Source organism: Rhodococcus sp. BP-160, from assembly GCF_019836205.1.
Taxonomy (GTDB): domain Bacteria; phylum Actinomycetota; class Actinomycetes; order Mycobacteriales; family Mycobacteriaceae; genus Rhodococcoides.
The window spans coordinates 914,583-936,358 of the sequence record NZ_JABUEK010000002.1; the positions used below are offsets into that span (position 1 = coordinate 914,583).

Sequence of the window (21,776 nt, forward strand, 5' to 3'; positions counted from 1 at the left end):
GTGACTGCATGACCGTCCTCCTCGGATCCGCGCTGTGTTGCCTCGCTCTTCTCACCGTCGGTCGGTGGGTGACGCCGACGGTGCCCGACCTGCTCGCGGCCGCCGTCGTCGGTGCCGCGCTCGGCGCGGTCACCACCGACGTGGCGATCCTCGCGGTCGGGGCGTGGTCCTGTGCCGTCGCGCTCGTCGACCTGGTCCGTCACCGCCTGCCGGACGATCTGACGCTGCCCGCCGCGGGTGCGGTGCTCCTGGCAGCCGCCCACCAGGGTGGGGGCGAGTCGGCGCTCCTCGGCGGCCTGGCTCTGGCCGGTGTGCACCTCGTCGGGTCGGTGGCGTCACCCGGATCGATCGGAGGCGGCGACGTCAAGCTGTGCCTCGCACTCGGGGGACTGGGCGCGGTCTCGGGGCCGTCCGTGTGGACGGTGGCCGCCGTGCTGGCACCGACGACGACGCTGGTGCTGGCGGTGATGACGGGACGAACCGGGGGAGCGGCGGGGATTCCGCACGGACCCGCTCTGTGTGCGGCGACCCTGGTGGCGTGGGTGAACGCCGGGACGTGAAAAGATCGATCCGTGTTGCGATGGATCACTGCCGGAGAATCTCACGGCCCTGCCCTGGTTTCCATTCTCGAGGGCATGGTGGCCGGAGTCGAGGTGACCTCCGAGGACATCGGAGCTCAGCTCGCCCGACGACGCCTGGGCTACGGCCGCGGCGCCCGCATGAAGTTCGAGGCCGACAAGGTCACCGTCATCGGCGGTGTCCGGCACGGCTCGACGCTCGGCGGTCCCGTCGCCATCGAGATCGGCAACACGGAGTGGCCGAAGTGGGAGACCGTCATGGCGGCCGACCCGGTCGATCCCGCCGTGCTCGCCGACCTCGCGCGCAATGCGCCCCTGACCCGTCCGCGCCCCGGCCACGCCGACTACTCGGGCATGCTCAAGTACGGCTTCGACGACGCCCGGCCCGTGCTCGAGCGTGCCAGCGCACGGGAGACCGCCGCCCGCGTCGCGGTCGGCACCGTCGCGCGACAGTTCCTGAAACAGGTCCTCGGCGTCGACGTCCTGTCGCACGTCATCTCGATCGGCGCGTCCGACCCGTACGAGGGCCCGGAGCCGTCGGCGGGAGACATCGAGGCGATCGACGCCAGCCCCGTGCGGGCGTTCGACGCCGTGGCCGAGCAGTCCATGATCACCGAGATCGAAGCGGCCAAGCGCGACGGGGACACCCTCGGCGGCATCGTCGAGGTGGTCGTCCACGGCCTTCCCGTGGGACTCGGCTCGTTCGTCACCGGCGACAGCAAGCTCGACGCGCAGCTCGCCGCGGCACTCATGGGCATCCAGGCCATCAAGGGTGTGGAGGTCGGCGACGGGTTCGAGACCGCACGCCGCCGCGGCAGCGCCGCCCACGACGAGATCCTCCCCGGCCCGGACGGGATCGTCCGCACCACCAACCGCGCCGGCGGCATCGAGGGCGGCATGACCAACGGCGCCCCGCTGCGGGTGCGCGCGGCCATGAAGCCCATCTCCACGGTTCCGCGTGCCCTGGCGACGGTGGACATGTCCACCGGCGAGGGTGCGGTGGCCATCCACCAGCGCAGCGACGTCTGCGCCGTGCCGGCCGCGGGGGTCGTCGCGGAGACCATGGTGGCTCTGGTGCTCGCCCGCGCCACGCTGGAGAAGTTCGGAGGCGACTCCGTCGCCGAGACCGCCGGCAACGTGCGCCGCTACGTGGAGAACGCGCAAGCCCGTCCGCCGCGATGACCGGGCAGGCCGGAGGCCGGTCGCAGGATGCCGGGCAGGCCGGAGGCCGGTCGGGGGAGACCGGTGAGGCCGGGGAGGTTTCCGGTCCGCCGCGCGCGGTGCTGATCGGGCCACCCGGCGCCGGGAAGTCCACCATCGGCCGACGGCTGGCTCAGGCCCTGGGCACGCAGGTGTACGACACGGACGTGGCCATCGAGAAGGACACCGGCCGCACCATCCCGCAGATCTTCGCCGAGAGCGGTGAGGCGGAGTTCCGTGCCATCGAGGAGCGCATCGTGCTCGATGCGCTGCGCACGTATCCGGGCATCGTGTCCCTGGGCGGTGGGGCGATCCTGTCCTCGCGCACTCGTGCGGCGCTCCGCGGTCACACCGTCGTCTACCTCGAGATCAGTGTCGGCGAGGGCCTCCGGCGCACCGGTGCGACCACTGCCAACGCTTCGCGACCCCTCTTGGCCGGCTCGGACCCGCGGGCGAAGTACCGCGAACTGATGCGCACTCGGCGACCCCTGTACCGCGAGGTGTCCACCATCCGTGTCCGCACGGACGGCCGCAGCCCTGCTCGCGTCGTCACCGCTGTGCTCGGCCGTCTCGGCGTCGCTCCCGCCGACCGCGTCCCCGCGCCGGCCGCACCACCGCAGCGGACCTCGCCGCGGCGCCGGATCCGGCGCAAGGGCGGACGTCCGATCCCCACCGATCCGGGACCGTTGCCGCGGCAGTCGGCACCACGGACCGGCCGTACCCGACCACCGCAGGATCCACCCCCAGCACAGGAGACGCTCTCGTGACAGAACCTGTTCGTATCGACGTCCGGACGGCGAACTCGTACCCCGTGATCATCGGTCGCGGTCTGCTCACCGACCTGGTGGAGCAGCTCGCGGGCACGCGCACCGTCGCGATCTTCCATCAGCCTCCGCTCGCCGAGACCGCTGAGGCCGTCCGAGCAGCACTGGCGGACAACGGGATCGACGCACACCGCATCGAGATCCCCGATGCCGAGGACGGCAAGGAACTGGCCGTCGCCGGCTTCTGTTGGGAGGTGCTCGGCCGCATCGGTCTGACGCGGAGCGACGCCGTGGTCAGCCTGGGCGGCGGCGCGGCCACCGATCTCGCCGGCTTCGTCGCGGCCACCTGGATGCGCGGCGTCCGCATCGTGCACGTGCCCACCACGCTGCTCGCCATGGTCGACGCGGCCGTGGGAGGCAAGACCGGCATCAACACCGACGCCGGGAAGAACCTCGTCGGTGCCTTCCACGAGCCTGCCGCCGTCCTGGTGGACCTGGCGACCCTCGAGACGGTGCCGCACAACGAGATCGTGGCCGGGCTCGCCGAGGTGATCAAGACCGGATTCATCGCCGACCCGGTCATTCTCGACCTCATCGAGGCGGATCCCGCTGCCGCGCTGGACCCGACGGGCGAGGTGTTGCCCGAGCTGATCCGGCGCTCCATCGAGGTGAAGGCTCGGGTCGTCGCGGCCGATCTCCGGGAGTCCGATCTTCGCGAGATCCTGAACTACGGCCACACCCTGGGACACGCGATCGAGCGCCGCGAGAAGTACAAGTGGCGCCACGGCGCCGCGGTCTCCGTGGGTCTGGTGTTCGCCGCCGAGCTCGGACGTCTCGCGGGGCGACTGTCGGACGATGTCGCCGACCGGCACCGCAGCATCCTGCAGGCGGTGGGACTGCCCGTCAGCTACGACGCGGACGCGTTCGCCCATCTGCTGTCGGGCATGCAGACGGACAAGAAGAACCGCAACGGGCTGCTGCGCTTCGTCGTGCTGGACGGACTGGCCAAGCCGGGCCGCCTCGAAGGACCGGATCCGGCGCTCCTGGCCGCCGCGTACTCCGCAGTGGCGCGTGAGGAGCCGACGACGGGGTCGTCGATCTTCCTCTGACGACGGGGTCGGTCAGGAGGAGCGGTCGCCCTTCGCGAGGTTCGGGCGCCGATCGGAGTCCCGGACCGGCGCGAAGACCTCGGTGTCGGCGTCCGACTCGCCCCGTGCGGGTGCTCCGGAAGTGACGCGGTCGCGCTCGGTCGCGTCCTCCTTCTTGCCCGGCCGCAGGTCCTCCTGCTTGTCGTCGCCGCGTCCGGCCAGCCAGCGGCCCACCGTGACGGCGATGACCGTGGGGATGAAGACGAGCAGAATCGTGAACGCCGCGCCGGAGGTGACCTCGAAGAAGAGGGAGTTGCTGCTCACCGCGAGGTTCGCCACCGCCGAGAACACCCAGCAGACGAGCCCGGCGAGAACACCGGCCACGACCGACGCCTTCAGCCACAGCATCGTGAAATCGGTCCGGCCCTCGCCGTGGTCGCCGCGGCGGTGCGCGTTGATCCCGTCGATTCCGCCCCACACGACGGCCACGAGAACGACGGCGGCCAGCGTGATCATGCGCAACACGGACCCTTGCGCGGGCCAGGCGGAGACCGCCAGCGCGAGCAGCACTCGTGCCACCACATGAACCAGCGCCATCCCCACACCGCGAACCACCCACCCAGTCATGCTGCACACAGTAATCACCCCGGTCGGTCGCGTGTGCTTCTGCCCACATATCCGGGTGCGGTGTCGTCGGGCGGACCGGTGTCGCCGGCCGTCGGTGACGGCGGCGGTAGGTTCGAGAGATGCCGTCCTCCGACCGCGCCGCACGGCGCGACGCCCTCCGAGAACTCGTCCGCGACCGGGAGGCCGACGCGCTCCTGGTGACTGATCTGCTCAACGTCCGCTACCTCACGGGGTTCACCGGTTCCAATGCCGCGCTGCTGCTGAGTGCGCACGACTCCGCCTCCGACGAGTCCGGCACCGTGGTATGCACCGACGGTCGGTACGTGACGCAGGTGGCCGAGCAGGTGCCCGACCTCGCGGCGGTGATCGACCGCGCGGGCCCTGTTCGCCTGCTGCAGGACGCCGGCGGTGCGCGGGGCGGGCAGACCGTCGGATTCGAATCGCACGTCGTGTCCGTCGACGAGCATCAGGCATGGTCCGACGCCGCGTCCTCGCTCTCGCTCCAGCGCATGCCGCGACTGGTGGAGAAACTGCGGATGATCAAGGACGAGAGCGAGATCGACGCGCTGCGACGCGCCTGCGGTGTCGCCGACGCCGCGCTGGCCGCGTTGATCGAGCGGGGTGGCATCAGCGCGGGCCGGACCGAGAAGCAGGTCGCGATCGATCTGGAGTTCCTCATGCTCGAGCTGGGAGCGCACGCCATCTCGTTCGAAACCATCGTGGCCGCGGGCGCATACTCGGCGGTGCCGCACCACCGCCCCACCGGTGCGGTGCTCGAGCAGGGTGACCTGGTGAAGCTGGACTTCGGCGCGGAGGTGGACGGGTACCACTCCGACATGACGCGTACCTACGTGCTGGGCACCCCCGCGGACTGGCAGCGCGAGCTGTACGCCCTCGTCGAACAGTCCCAGGCCGCCGGACGCGCCGCCGTCCTCCCCGGCGCTGACGTGCAAGCGGTGGACGGAGCGGCTCGCTCGGTCATCGTGGACGCGGGGCACGGGGACAAGTTCCTGCACGGACTCGGCCACGGCGTGGGACTCGAGATCCACGAAGCGCCGGGAATCGGTGCCACCGGCACCGGTACACTGCTCTGCGGTGCTGCGGTGACAGTCGAGCCCGGCGTGTACTTCTCCGGTCGCGGAGGCGTACGGATCGAGGACACGCTCATCGTTCGAGAGAACGAGCCGGAACTGCTGACGCTCACCAGCAAAGAGTTCACCGTTCTGTAGGCGAGGGCCTGCCGACCAGTGCTTGTCAGGCCCGGAGGCCGTGCGCGGCGTCCGGGTACCGAGAGACCGAGACGACAGTCGACGAGGAGACGCGAAGCAAGTGGCTTCCACCAGTGATTTCAAGAACGGACTCGTTCTCAACATCGAGAACCAGTTGTGGTCCATCATCGAGTTCCAGCACGTCAAGCCTGGTAAGGGACCGGCCTTCGTGCGCACCAAGCTCAAGAACGTCACGTCGGGCAAGGTCGTCGACAAAACCTTCAACGCGGGCGTCAAGGTCGAGACCGCGACGGTCGACCGACGCGATATGACGTACCTCTACCACGACGGTTCGGACTACGTCTTCATGGACGGCGACACCTTCGACCAGATCTCCGTCGCCGAGGCGACCATCGGCGAGGTCTCGCGCTTCCTGCTCGAGAACATGAAGGTCCAGGTGGCGATGCACGAGGGTCTGCCGCTGTACGTCGAGTTGCCGGTCACGGTCGAGCTGATCGTCCAGCACACCGATCCGGGTCTGCAGGGCGACCGCTCCACCGGTGGCACCAAGCCGGCGACCCTCGAGACGGGTGCCGAGATCAACGTGCCGCTCTTCATCAACACCGGCGACAAGCTCAAGGTGGACTCCCGCGACGGCAACTACCTCGGGCGCGTGAATTCCTGAGTGAGCGAGCCTTCCAAGAACCCTGCCGCACCGGGCAAGCCGGCGGCGAAGAAGCTCGGAGCACGGCACAAGGCGCGTAAGCGCGCCGTCGACTTCCTCTTCGAGGCCGAGGCTCGGGATCTCGATCCCGTGGTGCTCGCGACCGAGCGCGGCGAGCTGTCCGCTCACGAGGAGACGGTGGCGCCGGTCAACGCGTACACCACGACTCTGGTGACCGGAGTGGCCGAGAACCTCGACCGCGTCGACTCGGTCATCGGGGATCACCTGCACCAGTGGACTCTCGATCGTCTCCCCGCCGTCGACCGCGCGATCCTGCGCGTCGCGGTCTGGGAACTGCTCAACGCGGTCGACGTCCCGCCGGTGGTGGCCGTCGACGAGGCGGTCGAGCTGGCCAAGCAACTCTCCACCGACGAATCGCCGTCCTTCGTCAACGGGGTGCTGGGCCAGATCGTGCTCGTCGCACCCCAGGTGCGCGCCGCCGCGGCGGCGCGTCCGGCGGCGCAGAGCCGGCCCGTGACGGAGAACACCGCCGACGACGCCGTACCGCCCGCCTCGAGCTGAGTTCGAGCCCGGCGTGGTTGGTATAGTCACCGCGTCAGACATCCTTTAACGATCCGTCCAGTGAGGCGGAGAAGGAGGTCACCTGTTCTCGTGTCCTCAGACGAGCCCGGTACCCCCGGTCCAGCAGGCCAGTCCCGCGAGCTGTTGTCGTCGGCGGACGTCGGCCGCACCATCGCCCGGATGGCCCACCAGATCATCGAGAAGACCGCATTCGGCTCGGCCGACGCCGCTCCGCTGGTTCTCGTGGGTATCCCCACTCGCGGTTCCACTCTCGCCACGCGCCTCGCGGACCGGATCGAGGAGTACTCCGGACTCCGCCCGCCGGTCGGTTCTCTCGACATCACGCTCTACCGCGACGATCTGCGCAGCAAGCCCCATCGCGCGCTCGAGCGCACCTCGATGCCCGACACCGGTGTGGACGGCGCTCTCGTCGTGATCGTCGACGACGTGCTGTTCTCCGGCCGATCGGTGCGCGCCGCGCTCGACGCTCTCCGCGATCTCGGGCGTCCGCGGGCCGTGCAGCTCGCGGTGCTCATCGACCGCGGCCACCGCGAACTCCCGCTCCGCGCGGACTACGTGGGCAAGAACGTGCCGACCGCGCGCACCGAGGACGTCTCGGTGCTGCTCGACGAGCACGACGGTCGAGACGGGGTGGAGCTCTCGTGAGTGCCCGGCACCTGCTGTCGACGATGGACCTGAGCCGCGACGACGCCACCGACATCCTGGACGAGGCGGAGCGCTTCGAGCAGGCGCTGCTCGGCCGCGACGTGCGCAAACTCCCCACCCTGCGCGGCAAGACGGTCCTGACCGTCTTCTACGAGAACTCGACGCGCACCCGAGTGTCGTTCGAGGTCGCGGGCAAGTGGATGAGCGCGGACGTCGTCAACGTCAGCGCGAGCAGTTCCTCCGCGTCGAAGGGTGAGTCGCTGCGCGACACCGCCCTCACGCTGCGAGCGGCCGGCGCGGACGCCCTGATCGTGCGGCACCCCGCGTCCGGTGCGGCGCACCGCATCGCCCAGTGGACGGCCCTGTCCGACGGCTCGGGTCCGGCCGTGATCAACGCCGGGGACGGCACGCACGAGCATCCCACCCAGGCGCTGCTCGACGCGCTGACGCTGCGCCAGCGTCTCGGGGGAATCGAGGGCCGCCGCATCGCCATCGTCGGTGACGTCCTGCACAGCCGCGTCGCCCGGTCCAACGCGTTCCTGCTGGCCACGCTCGGTGCCGAGGTGGTGGTCGTCGCGCCGCGCACGCTGCTGCCGGTCGGCATCGAGACGTGGCCTGTCACCGTGGCACCGTCGCTCGACTCCGAGCTGCCGGCGCTCGACGCCGTCATGATGCTGCGCGTCCAGGCCGAACGCATGAACGGTGGCTTCTTCCCGTCGGCGCGGGAGTACTCCATCGGATACGGGTTGTCGCAGAAGCGGTTCGATCTGCTCCCCGACCACGCGGTGGTGCTGCACCCCGGTCCGATGCTCCGCGGCATGGAGATCGGCTTCTCGGTCGCCGACGCACCCGAGACCGCCGTCCTGCAACAAGTCCAGAATGGAGTGCACGTGCGTATGGCAGTGCTGTTCCGCCTGCTCATCGGGTCCGAGCCGACACCGGGACTCGCGCGATGAGCGGGACCGTGGTGCTGCGCTCGGTGCGCCCCTACGGCGAGGGTGATCCCGTGGACGTGGTGGTGTCGGGCGGTGTCATCGACGCGATCGGCGCGGACGTCACCGTTCCCGACGGTGCCGAGATCGTGGACGGTGCCGGTGGCGTTCTGTTGCCCGGCTTCGTCGATCTGCACACCCATGTCCGGGAGCCGGGCCGCGAGGACACCGAGACTATCGAGACCGGTTCCGCCGCAGCAGCTCTCGGCGGATACACCGCCGTCTTCGCGATGGCGAACACCTCTCCGGTCGCGGACTCCGTGGTGGTCACCGACCACGTGTGGCGTCGCGGCCAGGAAATCGGGCTGGTCGACGTCCACCCCGTCGGCGCCGTCACCGTGGGCCTGCAGGGCAAGGCCCTGGCGGAGATGGCCACCATGAACGCCGGTGTCGGTGCGGTCCGGATGTTCTCGGACGACGGTCACTGCGTCGCAGACCCACTGCTGATGCGCCGTGCCCTCGAGTACGCGGCCGGCCTGGGAGTGCTCATCGCCCAGCACGCCGAGGAGCCGCGGCTCACCGAAGGTGCCGTCGCCCACGAGGGTCCGACCGCGGCGCGCTTGGGTCTCACCGGATGGCCCCGGTCCGCGGAGGAGTCCATCGTCGCCCGCGACGCGATCCTCGCGCGGGACGCGCGCAGCCGCGTCCACATCTGCCACGCCTCCACCGCCGGCACCGTGGAGCTCCTCGACTGGGCGAAGAAGCAGGGCATCGCCATCACGGCCGAGGTGACACCGCACCATCTGTTCCTGGACGACTCGCGTCTCGAGACCTACGACGCCGTGAACAAGGTGAACCCGCCGCTGCGGGAAGCCTCCGACGTCCAGGCACTCCGCGCGGCGTTGGCCTCGGGTGTCGTGGACTGCGTGGCCACCGATCACGCGCCACACGCCGAGCAGGACAAGTGCTGCGAGTTCTCGCAGGCCCGGCCCGGCATGCTCGGTCTCGAGACCGCCCTGTCGGTGATCGTCACGACCATGGTGGAGACCGGTCTGCTCGACTGGCGCGGCGTCGCACGGGTCATGAGCGAGCGACCGGCGGAGATCGTCGGGCTCACCGACCAGGGTCGGCCCATCGCGGTCGGAGAGCCCGCCAACCTGACGATCGTCGACCCGGACGTCCGGTGGACCGTCGTCCCGAAGGATCTGGCCTCGCTGTCCGCCAACACCCCGTACGAGTCGCTCGAGCTGCCCGCGAAGGTCACCGCGACGCTGCTGCGCGGACGGATCACCAGCCGCGACGGAGTCGCGGCCGCGCCATCGGGAGGGATGAACTAGATGGACAGAGTGCTGTTGGTGGTCGGCTTCCTCGTGTTCTGGGTCGCCATGATCGGCCTGATCATCTGGGGCTGGAAGAACCGTCAGAAGCGTCAGGCCGACGCGATCGGAACCCTTCCGGCCGTGCCGGAGCAGCTCGGCGCCGTCGTCACCCCGGCCTGCACAGGTCTGTACGTGGGATCGACGTTGGCCCCGAGCTGGCAGAACCGGATCGCCGTGGGCGACATGGGCCATCGCGCCACCGGAACGCTGACGCGCTACGAGACGGGCATCCTGCTCGAGCGCACGGGGGAGTCCGACATCTGGATGCCCGCCGACTCGCTCCGCGCCGTGCGGACCGAGCGTGGCCTCGCCGGCAAGGTCATGACCAGGGACGGCCTGCTGGTCGTCCGCTGGGAACTGCCCACCGGCACCGAGATCGACACCGGCTTCCGAGCCGACGACAAGACGGTCTACCCGCAGTGGGTGGACGACACGAGCAGTGACGAGAAGGAGACCGCGTGAGCACCCAGGACGCCGCGGCACTGGTCCTCGAGGACGGGCGCATCTTCCGTGGCACCGCGTTCGGAGCCCGGGGTTCGACCCTGGGCGAGGCGGTGTTCTGCACCGGCATGACCGGCTACCAGGAGACGCTGACCGATCCGAGCTACCACCGCCAGATCGTGGTGGCCACGGCCCCTCAGATCGGCAACACCGGCTGGAACGGTGAGGACAACGAGTCCGTCGGACGCACCGGCGACGCCGACGACTCCCGTATGTGGGTCGCCGGGTTCGCCGTCCGCGACCCCAGCCGCCGCAGCTCGAGCTGGCGCTCGACCGGCACCCTGGGCGAGGAGATGGCGCGGCAGGACGTCGTCGGCATCGCCGAGATCGACACCCGCGCGCTGGTGCGGCACCTGCGCACCCGCGGGTCGATGAAGGCCGGCATCTTCTCCGGGGAGGCCCTCACCGACGTCGACGCGCTGATCGAGACCGTGCGCAGCCAGCCGAGCATGGTGGGTGCGGATCTGGCGGGCGAGGTGAGCACGACCGAGGGGTACACGGTCGACCCCGAGGGCGAGCCCCGGTACTCCGTCGTCGCGGTCGACCTCGGCATCAAGTCGAACACGCCGCGCATGTTCGCGCAGAGGGGAATCCGGGTCCACGTGGTCCCCGCGAACGCCGACATCGACCAGGTGCGGGCACTCGGCGCGGACGGAGTGTTCCTGTCCAACGGACCGGGCGACCCGGCCACCGCGGACTCCGTGGTGCGGCTGACCGAGCAAGTGCTCGGTGACGGCACCCCGCTGTTCGGCATCTGCTTCGGTAACCAGATCCTCGGCCGCGCCCTCGGCCGCTCCACCTACAAGATGACCTTCGGTCACCGGGGCATGAACATCCCGGTGATCGAACACGGCACGGGCCGCATCTCCATCACGGCCCAGAACCACGGGTTCGCGCTCGAGGGCGAGGCCGGCGAGGAGTTCGACACCCCGTTCGGCCGGGCGATCGTCAGCCACACGTGCGCGAACGACGGCACCGTCGAAGGTGTCCGCCTGCTCGACGACTCGGCGTTCTCGGTGCAGTACCACCCCGAGGCCGCTGCCGGTCCGCACGACGCCGAGTACCTCTTCGACCGTTTCCTGCAGCTCCTCGACAAGAAAGCCGGCCAGTAATGCCACGGCGCACAGACCTCCAGCACATCCTGGTCATCGGATCCGGACCGATCGTCATCGGTCAGGCCTGCGAGTTCGACTACTCCGGAACGCAGGCCTGCCGTGTGCTCCGCGAGGAGGGCCTGCGGGTCAGCCTCGTGAACTCGAACCCGGCGACGATCATGACGGACCCCGAGTTCGCGGACTCCACCTACGTCGAACCCATCACGGCGGAGTTCGTCGAGAAAGTCATCGCGAAGGAGAAGGCCGAGGGCCATCCCATCGATGCGGTGCTCGCCACCCTCGGCGGCCAGACGGCGCTCAACTGCGCGGTGGCGCTGCACGAGCAGGGGATCCTCGAGAAGTACGACGTCGAGCTCATCGGAGCCGACTTCGAGGCGATCCAGCGCGGTGAGGATCGCCAGAAGTTCAAGGACATCGTCGCGAAGGTCGGCGGCGAGAGTGCCCGGTCGCGTGTCTGTTACACGATGGCCGAGGTGCACGACACCGTTGCCGAACTCGGCCTGCCCGTCGTCATCCGGCCCAGCTTCACCATGGGCGGGCTCGGCTCCGGCATGGCGTACACGACCGAGGATCTCGAGCGTCTCGCCGGCGGCGGACTGGCCGCGTCGCCGTCTGCGAACGTGCTCATCGAGGAGTCCATCTACGGATGGAAGGAGTTCGAGCTCGAGCTGATGCGCGACAACCGCGACAACGTGGTGATCGTGTGTTCGATCGAGAACGTCGACCCGATGGGTGTGCACACGGGCGACTCCATGACGGTCGCTCCGGCGATGACGCTCACCGACCGCGAGTACCAGAAGATGCGCGATCTGGGCATCGCCATCCTCCGCGAGGTCGGCGTCGACACGGGCGGATGCAACATCCAGTTCGCGATCGATCCGAAGGACGGTCGTCTGATCGTCATCGAGATGAACCCGCGCGTCTCGCGGTCGAGTGCACTCGCCTCGAAGGCGACGGGATTCCCGATCGCCAAGATCGCGGCGAAGCTCGCGGTGGGGTACAGCCTCGACGAGATCGTCAACGACATCACGGGCGAGACACCGGCCTGTTTCGAGCCGACGTTGGACTACGTCGTCGTCAAGGCGCCGCGCTTCGCATTCGAGAAGTTCCCGGGGGCCGACGCCACCCTCACGACGACGATGAAGTCGGTCGGCGAGGCGATGAGCCTGGGCCGCAACTTCACCGAGGCGCTCGGCAAGGTGCTGCGGTCGCTCGAGACCAAGGCCACCGGATTCTGGACCACGTCGGACGAGGTGCTGGCGGGGGACCGGGCGCACGATCTGCAGGCGGTGCTCGCCGACCTGAAGGTTCCCACCGAGGGACGCATCTACGACGCCGAGTTGGCGCTGCGCCTCGGCGGCACCGTCGAGGAGGTCGCCGCCGCGTCCGGTATCGACCCGTGGTTCATCGACGAGATCGCCGGTCTGGTGGAACTGCGGACCCGGCTGCTCGACGCTCCCGTCCTCGACGAGAACCTGCTGCGTCGGGCCAAGCACTCGGGCCTGTCCGATCGGCAGATCGCGGCACTGCGTCCCGAGCTCGCGGGGGAGGACGGGGTGCGCTCGCTGCGCCACCGGCTGGGAGTGCGGCCCGTGTTCAAGACCGTCGACACGTGCGCCGCGGAGTTCGAGGCGAAGACGCCGTACCACTACTCCACGTACGAGCTCGATCCCGGCGCGGAGACCGAGGTGGCCCCGCAGACCACGCTCGGCAAGGTGCTCATCCTGGGCTCCGGTCCCAACCGCATCGGCCAGGGCATCGAGTTCGACTACTCGTGCGTGCACGCGGCCACGACGCTCTCGGCCGCCGGCTACGAGACCGTGATGGTGAACTGCAACCCCGAGACCGTCTCCACCGACTACGACACGGCGGATCGTCTGTACTTCGAGCCGCTCACGTTCGAGGACGTGCTCGAGGTGTACCTGGCGGAGAAGGAGTCGGGCGAGGGCGGACCCGGTGTCGTCGGTGTCCTCTGCCAGCTCGGTGGGCAGACGCCGCTCGGTCTCGCGCAGCGACTGCAGGACGCCGGTGTGCCGATCGTCGGCACGTCGCCCGAGGCGATCGACCTGGCGGAGGACCGCAAGGAGTTCGGTGAGGTGCTCGTCGCCGCCGGTCTGCCCGCGCCGAAGTTCGGCACGGCCACCACGTTCGACGGCGCGAAGCGCATCGCGAGCGAGATCGGCTACCCCGTGCTCGTGCGTCCGTCGTACGTGCTGGGCGGACGCGGCATGGAGATCGTCTACGACGAGGCGTCGCTGGACGACTACATCTCCCGCGCCACCGAGCTCACGCCGGAGCACCCCGTGCTGGTGGACCGGTTCCTCGAGGACGCGATCGAGATCGACGTCGACGCCCTGTGCGACGGCACCGAGGTCTACCTCGGCGGCGTCATGGAGCACATCGAGGAGGCCGGCATCCACTCCGGCGACTCCGCGTGCGCGCTGCCCCCGATCACGCTCGGCCGCACCGACATCGACGCGGTCCGCCGGTCGACGGAGGCGCTCGCGTTCGGGATCGGGGTCCGCGGGCTGCTCAACGTGCAGTACGCCCTCAAGGACGACGTGCTCTACGTGCTCGAGGCCAACCCTCGTGCGAGCCGCACGGTGCCCTTCGTCTCCAAGGCCACGGCGGTGCCGCTCGCGAAGGCCGCGGCCCGGATCGCTCTGGGCGCGACCATCGCGGAGTTGCGGGCGGACGGCGTGTTGCCGCCCACCGGTGACGGCGGGCACGCTGCCTTCGATGCACCGGTCGCGGTCAAGGAGGCCGTGCTGCCCTTCAACCGGTTCCGCAAGGCGGACGGCAGTGGCGTCGACACCCTCCTGAGCCCCGAGATGAAGTCGACCGGCGAGGTCATGGGAATCGACGCGGACTTCGGTACCGCGTTCGCGAAGAGCCAGACCGCCGCGTACGGCTCGCTGCCGACGACGGGGTCTATCTTCGTGTCCATCGCGAACCGCGACAAGCGGTCGATGGTGTTCCCGGTCAAGCGGCTCGCCGATCTGGGCTTCCGCATCCTCGCGACCGAGGGAACGGCGGAGATGCTGCGCCGCAACGGCATCAGCAGCGACGTGGTGCGCAAGCACTCCGACGTGCTCGAGGACGGCGAGCGGACCATCGTGGACCTGATCCGCGAGGGGGAGGTCGACATGGTGTTCAACACACCGTTCGGCAACTCCGGCCCGCGGGTCGACGGGTACGAGATCCGCAGCGCCGCGGTGGCGCGCAACATCCCGTGCATCACCACCGTGCAGGGTGCCGCGGCCGCGGTGCAGGGGATCGAGGCGAGCATCCGCGGCGACATCGGGGTGCAGTCGCTCCAGGATCTGCACAGCTCGCTCACGACGTACCTGCGAGCGGGCACCGGGCCGACGGCCACGACCGACCCGGTCACCCCTCGGTGACGGGAAGTCCGGAGGCCGGGGTGTGGCGCAGGAAGCTGACCACGGCGGTCCGGTCGCGGGGACGCCTGTGTGTCGGCATCGATCCGCACTCCGGGATCCTCGCGTCGTGGGGCCTCGACGACACCGTGGCGGGCCTCGACCGCTTCGCGCGGCTCTGCGTCGAGGCGTTCGCGTCGGACATCGGGGTGGTCAAGCCGCAGGTGGCGTTCTTCGAGCGCTTCGGGTCCGGTGGACTCGCCGTGCTCGAGCGGACCATCGCCGATCTGCGTGCGGCGGGCGTGCTCGTCGTCGCGGACGCGAAGCGTGGGGACATCGGGTCCACGTCCGAGGCGTACGCCCGGGCGTGGCTGGACCCGTCCTCACCACTCGCCTCGGACGCCGTGACGGTTTCGCCCTACCTCGGGGTGGGTGCGCTGACGCCGTTCGTCGAGCAGGCGACTGAGCACGGTTGCGGCCTGTTCGTGCTCGCACGCACGTCGAATCCCGAGGGCGCGGCGCTGCAGCAGGCGGTCACCGCCACCGGTGCGAGCGTCGCGCAGGCCGTGGTCGACGAGGCCGCGGCGGTCAACACGCGGGCGAACGACGACGTCATGGGTCTCGTGGTGGGTGCGACACGCGGACACGGGCTCGATCTGCGGACGTTCTCGGGGCCGATCCTCGCGCCCGGACTCGGCGCCCAGGGTGCCACCGCGCAGGACCTGCCCTCCCTGTTCCAGGGTTCGTCAGAGTTGTTGCTGCCCAACTCTTCCCGCGACGTCCTGCGACACGGTCCGGACGTGGCCGCTCTACGGGAGGCGGCGATCGTCGCTCGCGACACCGTCGAGCACGCCCTCGCATAGACCACCATCGCGGCGACACGGCGGCGGGGGGCAAGTTCGCAATCGGCGCCCTGCCCGGGTACGGTCGCTATCGCCGCTGGTCAATCCGGTGGCAGTGACTGGATGTACCAGAACGGCCGGCTCGCGCACATCGCGTGACGCGGGTACGGAATGCACTTCTCGACAGAGATTCACCGATGAGACGGAGGAACCGTGGCCCTTCCCCAGTTGACCGATGAGCAGCGCGCTGCTGCCTTGGAGAAGGCGGCACAAGCTCGTCGTGTCCGGGCTGAGCTCAAGGAACGCCTCAAGCGCGGCGGAACCGACCTCAAGCAGGTCCTCAAGGACGCCGAAGAGGACGAGATCCTCGGCAAGATGAAGGTGTCCGCACTGCTCGAGGCTCTGCCCAAGGTCGGCAAGGTCAAGGCTCAGGAGATCATGACCGAGCTGGAGATCGCACCCACCCGCCGCCTGCGCGGACTGGGCGATCGTCAGCGCAAGGCGCTTCTCGCCAGGTTCGACTTCGAGGCCTGACAGCGACGTGTCGACCGACAACGAGTCGACGGCAGTGTCGAGCGAGGACTCCTCGCTCAGGAAGGGCCGGCTGGTGGTACTGGCCGGCCCTTCCGCCGTCGGTAAGTCCAGTGTGGTCGCGAAGGTGCGTCAGCAGCTTCCCGATCTGTACTTCAGCGTGTCGGCGACGACGCGCGATCCCCGCCCCGGCGAGGTGCACGGACAGGACTACCGGTTCGTGGACGCCGCGGAGTTCGATCGCATGATCGAGGCCGGTGATCTCCTCGAATGGGCGGAGATCCACCGCGGCCTGCACCGCAGCGGTACGCCCGCCGAGCCCGTGCGTCGCGCGCTCGCCGCCGGTGAGCCGGTTCTCCTCGAGGTGGATCTGCAGGGTGCGCGCGCGGTCCGTGCCGCCGCCCCGGAGGCTCTGCTCGTGTTTCTCGCGCCGCCCTCCTGGGACGTGCTGGTGGGTCGGCTCACCGGCCGCGGCACCGAACCGCAGGACGTCATCGAGCGTCGGCTCGAGACCGCGCGCGAGGAACTGGCGGCCTCCGACGAGTTCGACACGGTCATCGTGAACGACGATGTCGACCGAGCGTGCGCGGAGTTGGTATCCTTGTTGGTCGGTGGCGTCCCGAACGGTGAGTTCGGGACCGCGTGACCGCACAGGTAACACCAGTTTTCTCTTCCGAGGCACCCGCCCCGGTGAATCTTCAGGAGCATTTGTGAGTAGTCCCTTGGCGAACGTGTCCGATTCCTTCTCCCGTATCGACGTGGCGACGTACGACACCCCGCTGGGCATCACCAACCCGCCCATCGACGAGCTGCTGGACCGGACGTCGTCGAAGTACGCGCTGGTCATCTACGCCGCCAAGCGCGCGCGTCAGATCAACGACTACTACAACCAGCTCGGTGACGGCATCCTCGAGTACGTCGGCCCCCTCGTCGAACCGGGTCTGCAGGAGAAGCCGCTGTCCATCGCCATGCGCGAGATCCACGCCGACCTTCTCGAGCACGTCGAAGGCGAGTGAGTTCCCTGTCTCCCTCGGACACGACGACACGGCGTCACGTCGTGGTCGGTGTCGGGGGAGGGATCGCCGCGTACAAGGCGTGCGGGCTGATCCGCCACTTCACCGAGGCGGGTGACGACGTCCGCGTCGTCCCCACCGAGTCGGCGCTGCAGTTCGTCGGCCGGGCGACCTTCGAGGCGTTGTCGGGCAACCCCGTGCACACCGGAGTGTTCGCCGACGTGCCGGAGGTACCGCACGTCCGCCTCGGCCAGAACGCCGATCTCGTCGTCGTCGCCCCGGCCACGGCCGACCTGCTGTCGCGGGCCGCTGCCGGACGCGCCGACGACCTGTTGACGGCGACGTTGCTCACCGCGCGGTGCCCGATCGTGTTCGCGCCGGCCATGCACACCGAGATGTGGGACCACCCCGCGACCGTCGAGAACGTCGCGACGTTGCGCCGGCGCGGTGTCACGGTGATCGAGCCGGCCTCGGGTCGGCTCACCGGCAAGGACACCGGAGCGGGCCGTCTGCCCGAGCCGGACGAGATCGCCGGCATCGCCGAGCTGCTGCTCGAGCGACCCGATGCGCTGCCTCGTGACCTCGAGGGGCGGCGCGTCGTCGTCTCCGCCGGCGGCACGCGCGAGCCGTTGGACCCGGTACGGTTCCTCGGCAACCGCAGCTCCGGCAAGCAGGGTTATGCGCTCGCGCGGGTCGCCGCCCAGCGCGGTGCCGACGTGCTGCTGATCTCCGGCTACACCAGCGACCTGTCCGCTCCTGCCGGTGTCCGCGTCGAGACGGTCCGCACCGCCGAGGACATGCGCACCGCGGTCACGGCCGCCGCCGTCGGTGCCGACGCCGTGATCATGGCCGCCGCCGTCGCCGATTTCCGGCCGACGACGCTCGCCACCAGCAAGATCAAGAAGGGTGCCGACGAGCCGGACACCATCCCGCTCACGCGCAACGCCGACATCCTGGCCGGCCTCGTCGCGGCACGCGATGCCGGTGACCTGGCCGCCGACGCCGCGATCGTCGGCTTCGCGGCCGAGACCGGCGACCAGCACGGCGACGTGCTGACGCACGCCCGCGCCAAGCTGGCACGCAAGAAGTGCGACCTCCTGGTTGTGAATGCGGTCGGTGAGGGTAAAGCATTCGAGATGGACGACAACGACGGCTGGATCCTGTCCGCGGACGGGACCGAGCTGGCGCTCGAACACGGATCGAAGGCGCTCATGTCGTCTCGTGTGATCGATGCGTTGGTGCCCCTGTTGCGCGTGCGTCAACCGTCACCGACGTCGCAGGAGTGTACGAGCGCCGACGACTCGCGGTGACCCGCAGTACTCGAGACGTCGGTGGCTCCGTCTATCGTCGACTGGCGTCTCGGGGAGCGGTTCGATCATGTCGACACATTCATGCGTGTACGAGAGGAAACATCTGTGAGCACGTCCGCCAGTCGGCTCTTCACCAGCGAGTCCGTCACCGAGGGTCATCCCGACAAGATCTGTGACGCCATCAGCGACTCCATCCTGGATGCGCTCCTGACCGACGATCCGCGCGCACGCGTCGCCGTCGAGACCCTGGTGACCACCGGGCAGGTTCACGTCGCCGGTGAGGTCAACACCACCGCGTACGCCGACATCCCGCACATCGTGCGCGAGAAGGTACTCGAGATCGGCTACGACTCGTCGGCCAAGGGCTTCGACGGCAACTCCTGTGGGGTCAACGTCGCCATCGGCGCGCAGTCGCCCGAGATCGCCCAGGGCGTCGACAACTCGCACGAGTCCCGCGTCGAGGGTCTGACCGACGACGAGATCGACCGTCAGGGTGCGGGCGACCAGGGCCTGATGTTCGGCTACGCCATCAAGGACACGCCCGAGCTCATGCCGCTGCCGATCGCACTGGCGCACCGGCTGTCGCGTCGCCTCACCGAGGTGCGCAAGACCGAGGTGCTGCCGTACCTGCGTCCCGACGGCAAGACCCAGGTCACCATCGAGTACGAGGGCAACAAGGCCGTTCGCCTCGACACCGTGGTCATCTCCACCCAGCACGCGGCCGACATCGATCTCGACAACATGCTGACCCCGGACATCCGGACCCATGTCCTCGAGGCCGTACTGGCCGAGCTCGGGCACGACTCGCTCGACACCTCGTCGGTACGCCTGCTCGTCAACCCCACCGGCAAGTTCGTCCTCGGCGGGCCGATGGGCGACGCCGGCCTGACCGGTCGCAAGATCATCGTCGACACCTACGGCGGCTGGGCCCGCCACGGCGGCGGCGCGTTCTCGGGCAAGGATCCGTCGAAGGTCGACCGCAGCGCTGCGTACGCGATGCGGTGGGTGGCCAAGAACGTCGTGGCCGCAGACCTCGCAGAACGAGTCGAGGTGCAGGTCGCCTACGCCATCGGCAAGGCCGCTCCCGTCGGTCTCTTCGTCGAGACATTCGGATCCGAGAACGTGGATCCGCTCAAGATCCAGTCCGCCATCACCGACGTGTTCGACCTGCGTCCCGGCGCGATCATCCGTGATCTGGACCTGCTGCGTCCGATCTACGCGCCCACCGCGGCGTACGGCCACTTCGGCCGCACGGACATCGATCTGCCGTGGGAGAACACCGACCGTGCCGAGAAGTTGCGGTCCGCCGCAGGTCTGTGACGTCTCGCTCCACTTCGTGATCATCGTCTGAAAGGGGTCGGTCGGTGAGTGCCACCGCATCCGGTGTGCGCTCACCGGCCCCCACCCGGCCCATTGCCCGCGTGCTTCCCATGCTCGCGTTGTCCCACCTCGATCGCGATTTCGACTACGTCGTCCCCGCCGAACTGGATGCCGTGGCGCAACCCGGTGTGCGTGTCCGCGTCCGCTTCGCCGGGCGTCTGGTCGACGGGTTCCTGCTCGCCCGCTTCGACACCAGCGACCATCCGGGGAAGCTCGGCTTCCTCGACAAGGTGGTCTCCGCCGAGCCGGTACTCGGCCCCGAACTGCTCGGTCTCGTCGACGCCGTCGCGACGCGCTACGCCGGCACCCGTCCGGACGTTCTTCGTCTCGCGGTCCCACCCCGCCACGCGCGGGTGGAGAACGAATCCCTCGCCTCCGGTGTGCAGTCGATCCCCCTCCTTCGCCGGGACGAGTGGTCCGCGTACCGGCACGGCGCCGAGTTCCTCGACGCGCTCGGCGGCGGTCGGGCGCCGCGGGCGGTCTGGCAGGCGTTGCCGGGGGAGGACTGGGCGGCCCGGCTCGCCGACCTGGCAGCCGTGGCCGTGTCGTCGGGACGGGGAGCCGTTCTCGTCGTCCCGGACCAGCGCGATCTCGATCGCGTGGACACGGCCTGCCGAGCCGTTCTCGACGACGACGCGGTGGTCGCGCTCGCCGCGGGGCTCGGTCCCGCCGAACGCTACCGACGGTGGCTCGCCGCCGCTCGTGGCCGCGCTCGTGTCGTGATCGGCACGCGCAGCGCCGTCTTCGCCCCGGTGCACGACCCGGGATTGATGGTGGTCTGGGACGACGGCGACGACTCGTTGTCGGAGCCGCGTGCGCCGTACCCCCACGCCCGCGAGGTCGCGTTGCTGCGTGCACACCGAGCCGGGTGCGCCGCCGTGGTGGGCGGTTTCTCCCGGACGGCGGAGGCACAGGCTCTGGTCGAGACGGGGTGGGCACACGATCTCGTGGCCACCCGTGACACCGTCCGCGGGCGCGTTCCACGGGTCACCGCTCTCGCGGACAGCGACCACGCGCTCGCCCGCGACCCCGGAGCGCGCGCGGCGCGACTCCCGGCGATCGCCTTCGCGGCGGCCCGAGCGTCGCTCACCGCCGGGCACCCCGTGCTGGTCCAGGTCCCGCGGCGCGGGTACGTGCCCTCCCTCGCCTGCTCCAAGTGCAGGACGCCCGCCCGGTGCCGACGGTGCCACGGACCCCTGGCGCTGCCGTCCGCGCCCGGTGCCGACGGCGCGGGCAGCCCCACGTGCAAGTGGTGCGGCACCGCCGACCCGTCGTACTCGTGCCCCACGTGCGGTTCACGAGCGCTGCGCGCCGTCGTGGTCGGCGCAGGACGGACCGCCGAGGAGCTGGGCCGGGCGTTCAGCGGCGTCCCCGTGCGACAGTCCGGCGGCACCTCGGTGCTCGACACGGTGCCGGCCGGCCCGGCCATCGTCGTGTCCACCGTGGGCGCCGAACCCGTCGCGGACGGCGGCTACGGTGCCGCGCTGCTGCTGGACGGGTGGGCGCTGCTGGGTCGAGCGGATCTGCGCGCCGCAGAGCAGACCCTTCGCCGCTGGATGGCCGCCGCCACCCTCGTGCGCCCGTCGGCCGAAGGCGGTGAGGTGGTCGTGGTCGCGGATTCGGGACTGCCCACCGTGCAGGCATTGGTGCGGTGGGACCCCGTCGGACACGCGCGCACCGAACTCTCCGAACGCACCGAGGTCGGGTTTCCACCCGCGGTGCACATCGCCGCCGTGGACGGCACCACCGAATCGCTGCGCGCCCTGATGGAATCGGCGCGGCTCCCGGACGACGCCGTCACGCTGGGACCCGTGGACCTGCCACCCGGCGAGCGGCTGCCGTTCGGCAGCGAGATCGACGCCGACTCGTCCGCGCCCGTCGAGCGGATGCTGGTCCGCGTCCCGCGATCGTCCGGTGCCGCCCTCTCCCGCGCACTCGGTGAGGCACGGGCCGTGGTGGGGGCGAAGAAGACCGCGTCGGCGCTGCGAATCCAGGTCGACCCGCTCCGCATAGGGTGAA

At 69.8% G+C, this 21,776-nt stretch carries 20 protein-coding genes and 1 pseudogene; 20 read left to right on the plus strand and 1 reads right to left on the minus strand.

The genetic code is table 11. From position 1 onward, the window contains the following. The first annotated feature begins 8 nt into the window (after positions 1–8). From HQ306_RS10760 to aroB, 4 genes and pseudogenes are all read left to right on the plus strand, one after another. Positions 9–560 (plus strand): prepilin peptidase, encoded by a 552-nt coding sequence (locus HQ306_RS10760; protein WP_222631031.1) that lies wholly within the window; start codon positions 9–11, stop codon positions 558–560. Between the two features lie 12 nt (positions 561–572). After that, positions 573–1,760, plus strand: coding sequence for a chorismate synthase (gene aroC / locus HQ306_RS10765; RefSeq protein ID WP_027505250.1), 1,188 nt, complete (start codon positions 573–575; stop codon positions 1,758–1,760). A 98-nt stretch (positions 1,761–1,858) separates the two neighbouring features. Continuing rightward, positions 1,859–2,350: pseudogene (locus tag HQ306_RS10770) on the plus strand (shikimate kinase); the annotation flags it as partial. Positions 2,351–2,541: 191 nt separating this feature from the next. Then, entirely contained in the window at positions 2,542–3,651 is a 1,110-nt protein-coding gene (gene aroB / locus HQ306_RS10775; RefSeq protein ID WP_222631035.1) for a 3-dehydroquinate synthase, read from the plus strand. A 12-nt stretch (positions 3,652–3,663) separates the two neighbouring features. On the opposite strand, the gene HQ306_RS10780 is transcribed toward aroB, so the two are convergent. Further along, positions 3,664–4,257 (minus strand): B-4DMT family transporter, encoded by a 594-nt coding sequence (locus HQ306_RS10780; RefSeq protein WP_222631037.1) that lies wholly within the window; start codon positions 4,255–4,257, stop codon positions 3,664–3,666. A gap of 119 nt (positions 4,258–4,376) precedes the next feature. Here HQ306_RS10780 and HQ306_RS10785 point away from each other — a divergent pair, with 119 nt between their 5' ends. The 16 genes from HQ306_RS10785 to HQ306_RS10860 all read left to right on the plus strand — a co-directional run bounded on the left by HQ306_RS10785 (position 4,377) and on the right by HQ306_RS10860 (position 21,775). After that, a complete protein-coding gene (locus tag HQ306_RS10785; RefSeq protein ID WP_222631039.1) occupies positions 4,377–5,486 on the plus strand; it encodes a Xaa-Pro peptidase family protein in 1,110 nt (369 codons plus the stop codon). Between the two features lie 100 nt (positions 5,487–5,586). Then, positions 5,587–6,150, plus strand: coding sequence for an elongation factor P (gene efp / locus HQ306_RS10790; RefSeq protein WP_027505254.1), 564 nt, complete (start codon positions 5,587–5,589; stop codon positions 6,148–6,150). Then, complete coding sequence (gene nusB / locus HQ306_RS10795) at positions 6,151–6,711, plus strand: transcription antitermination factor NusB (RefSeq protein WP_222631041.1); 561 nt, start codon at positions 6,151–6,153, stop codon at positions 6,709–6,711. Between the two features lie 90 nt (positions 6,712–6,801). After that, positions 6,802–7,377: a bifunctional pyr operon transcriptional regulator/uracil phosphoribosyltransferase PyrR gene (pyrR, locus tag HQ306_RS10800; RefSeq protein ID WP_056444721.1), complete on the plus strand. Its 576-nt coding sequence runs from the start codon at positions 6,802–6,804 to the stop codon at positions 7,375–7,377. After that, on the plus strand, positions 7,374–8,333 hold the full coding sequence (locus HQ306_RS10805; protein WP_308115425.1) for an aspartate carbamoyltransferase catalytic subunit: 960 nt from the start codon (positions 7,374–7,376) through the stop codon (positions 8,331–8,333). Before pyrR ends, HQ306_RS10805 begins: the two co-directional genes overlap by 4 nt. Continuing rightward, complete coding sequence (locus HQ306_RS10810; protein WP_222631043.1) at positions 8,330–9,646, plus strand: dihydroorotase; 1,317 nt, start codon at positions 8,330–8,332, stop codon at positions 9,644–9,646. Before HQ306_RS10805 ends, HQ306_RS10810 begins: the two co-directional genes overlap by 4 nt. After that, positions 9,647–10,150 carry a hypothetical protein gene (locus tag HQ306_RS10815; RefSeq protein WP_027505258.1) on the plus strand — a complete coding sequence of 168 codons (504 nt, stop codon included), beginning with the start codon at positions 9,647–9,649 and terminating at the stop codon, positions 10,148–10,150. Further along, positions 10,147–11,301, plus strand: coding sequence for a glutamine-hydrolyzing carbamoyl-phosphate synthase small subunit (gene carA / locus HQ306_RS10820; RefSeq protein WP_027505259.1), 1,155 nt, complete (start codon positions 10,147–10,149; stop codon positions 11,299–11,301). Before HQ306_RS10815 ends, carA begins: the two co-directional genes overlap by 4 nt. Continuing rightward, positions 11,301–14,705: a carbamoyl-phosphate synthase large subunit gene (gene carB / locus HQ306_RS10825; RefSeq protein WP_222631052.1), complete on the plus strand. Its 3,405-nt coding sequence runs from the start codon at positions 11,301–11,303 to the stop codon at positions 14,703–14,705. The genes carA and carB overlap by 1 nt, the downstream gene beginning before the upstream one ends. After that, entirely contained in the window at positions 14,702–15,544 is an 843-nt protein-coding gene (gene pyrF / locus HQ306_RS10830) for an orotidine-5'-phosphate decarboxylase (protein WP_308115426.1), read from the plus strand. The genes carB and pyrF overlap by 4 nt, the downstream gene beginning before the upstream one ends. A 192-nt stretch (positions 15,545–15,736) precedes the next feature. Then, the gene (gene mihF / locus HQ306_RS10835; RefSeq protein WP_027505261.1) at positions 15,737–16,057 is read left to right on the plus strand and encodes an integration host factor, actinobacterial type; all 321 of its coding nucleotides are present in this window, start codon (positions 15,737–15,739) and stop codon (positions 16,055–16,057) included. Positions 16,058–16,130: 73 nt separating this feature from the next. Next, the gene (gmk, locus tag HQ306_RS10840; RefSeq protein WP_056445214.1) at positions 16,131–16,700 is read left to right on the plus strand and encodes a guanylate kinase; all 570 of its coding nucleotides are present in this window, start codon (positions 16,131–16,133) and stop codon (positions 16,698–16,700) included. Positions 16,701–16,764: 64 nt separating this feature from the next. After that, positions 16,765–17,070: a DNA-directed RNA polymerase subunit omega gene (gene rpoZ / locus HQ306_RS10845; RefSeq protein WP_027505263.1), complete on the plus strand. Its 306-nt coding sequence runs from the start codon at positions 16,765–16,767 to the stop codon at positions 17,068–17,070. Beyond that, positions 17,067–18,377, plus strand: coding sequence for a bifunctional phosphopantothenoylcysteine decarboxylase/phosphopantothenate--cysteine ligase CoaBC (gene coaBC, locus HQ306_RS10850; protein ID WP_056444715.1), 1,311 nt, complete (start codon positions 17,067–17,069; stop codon positions 18,375–18,377). The genes rpoZ and coaBC overlap by 4 nt, the downstream gene beginning before the upstream one ends. A gap of 105 nt (positions 18,378–18,482) precedes the next feature. After that, positions 18,483–19,697 carry a methionine adenosyltransferase gene (gene metK, locus HQ306_RS10855; RefSeq protein WP_027505264.1) on the plus strand — a complete coding sequence of 405 codons (1,215 nt, stop codon included), beginning with the start codon at positions 18,483–18,485 and terminating at the stop codon, positions 19,695–19,697. Positions 19,698–19,807: 110 nt separating this feature from the next. Continuing rightward, on the plus strand, positions 19,808–21,775 hold the full coding sequence (locus tag HQ306_RS10860; RefSeq protein ID WP_222631524.1) for a primosomal protein N': 1,968 nt from the start codon (positions 19,808–19,810) through the stop codon (positions 21,773–21,775). The last annotated feature ends 1 nt before the right edge of the window (position 21,776 follow it).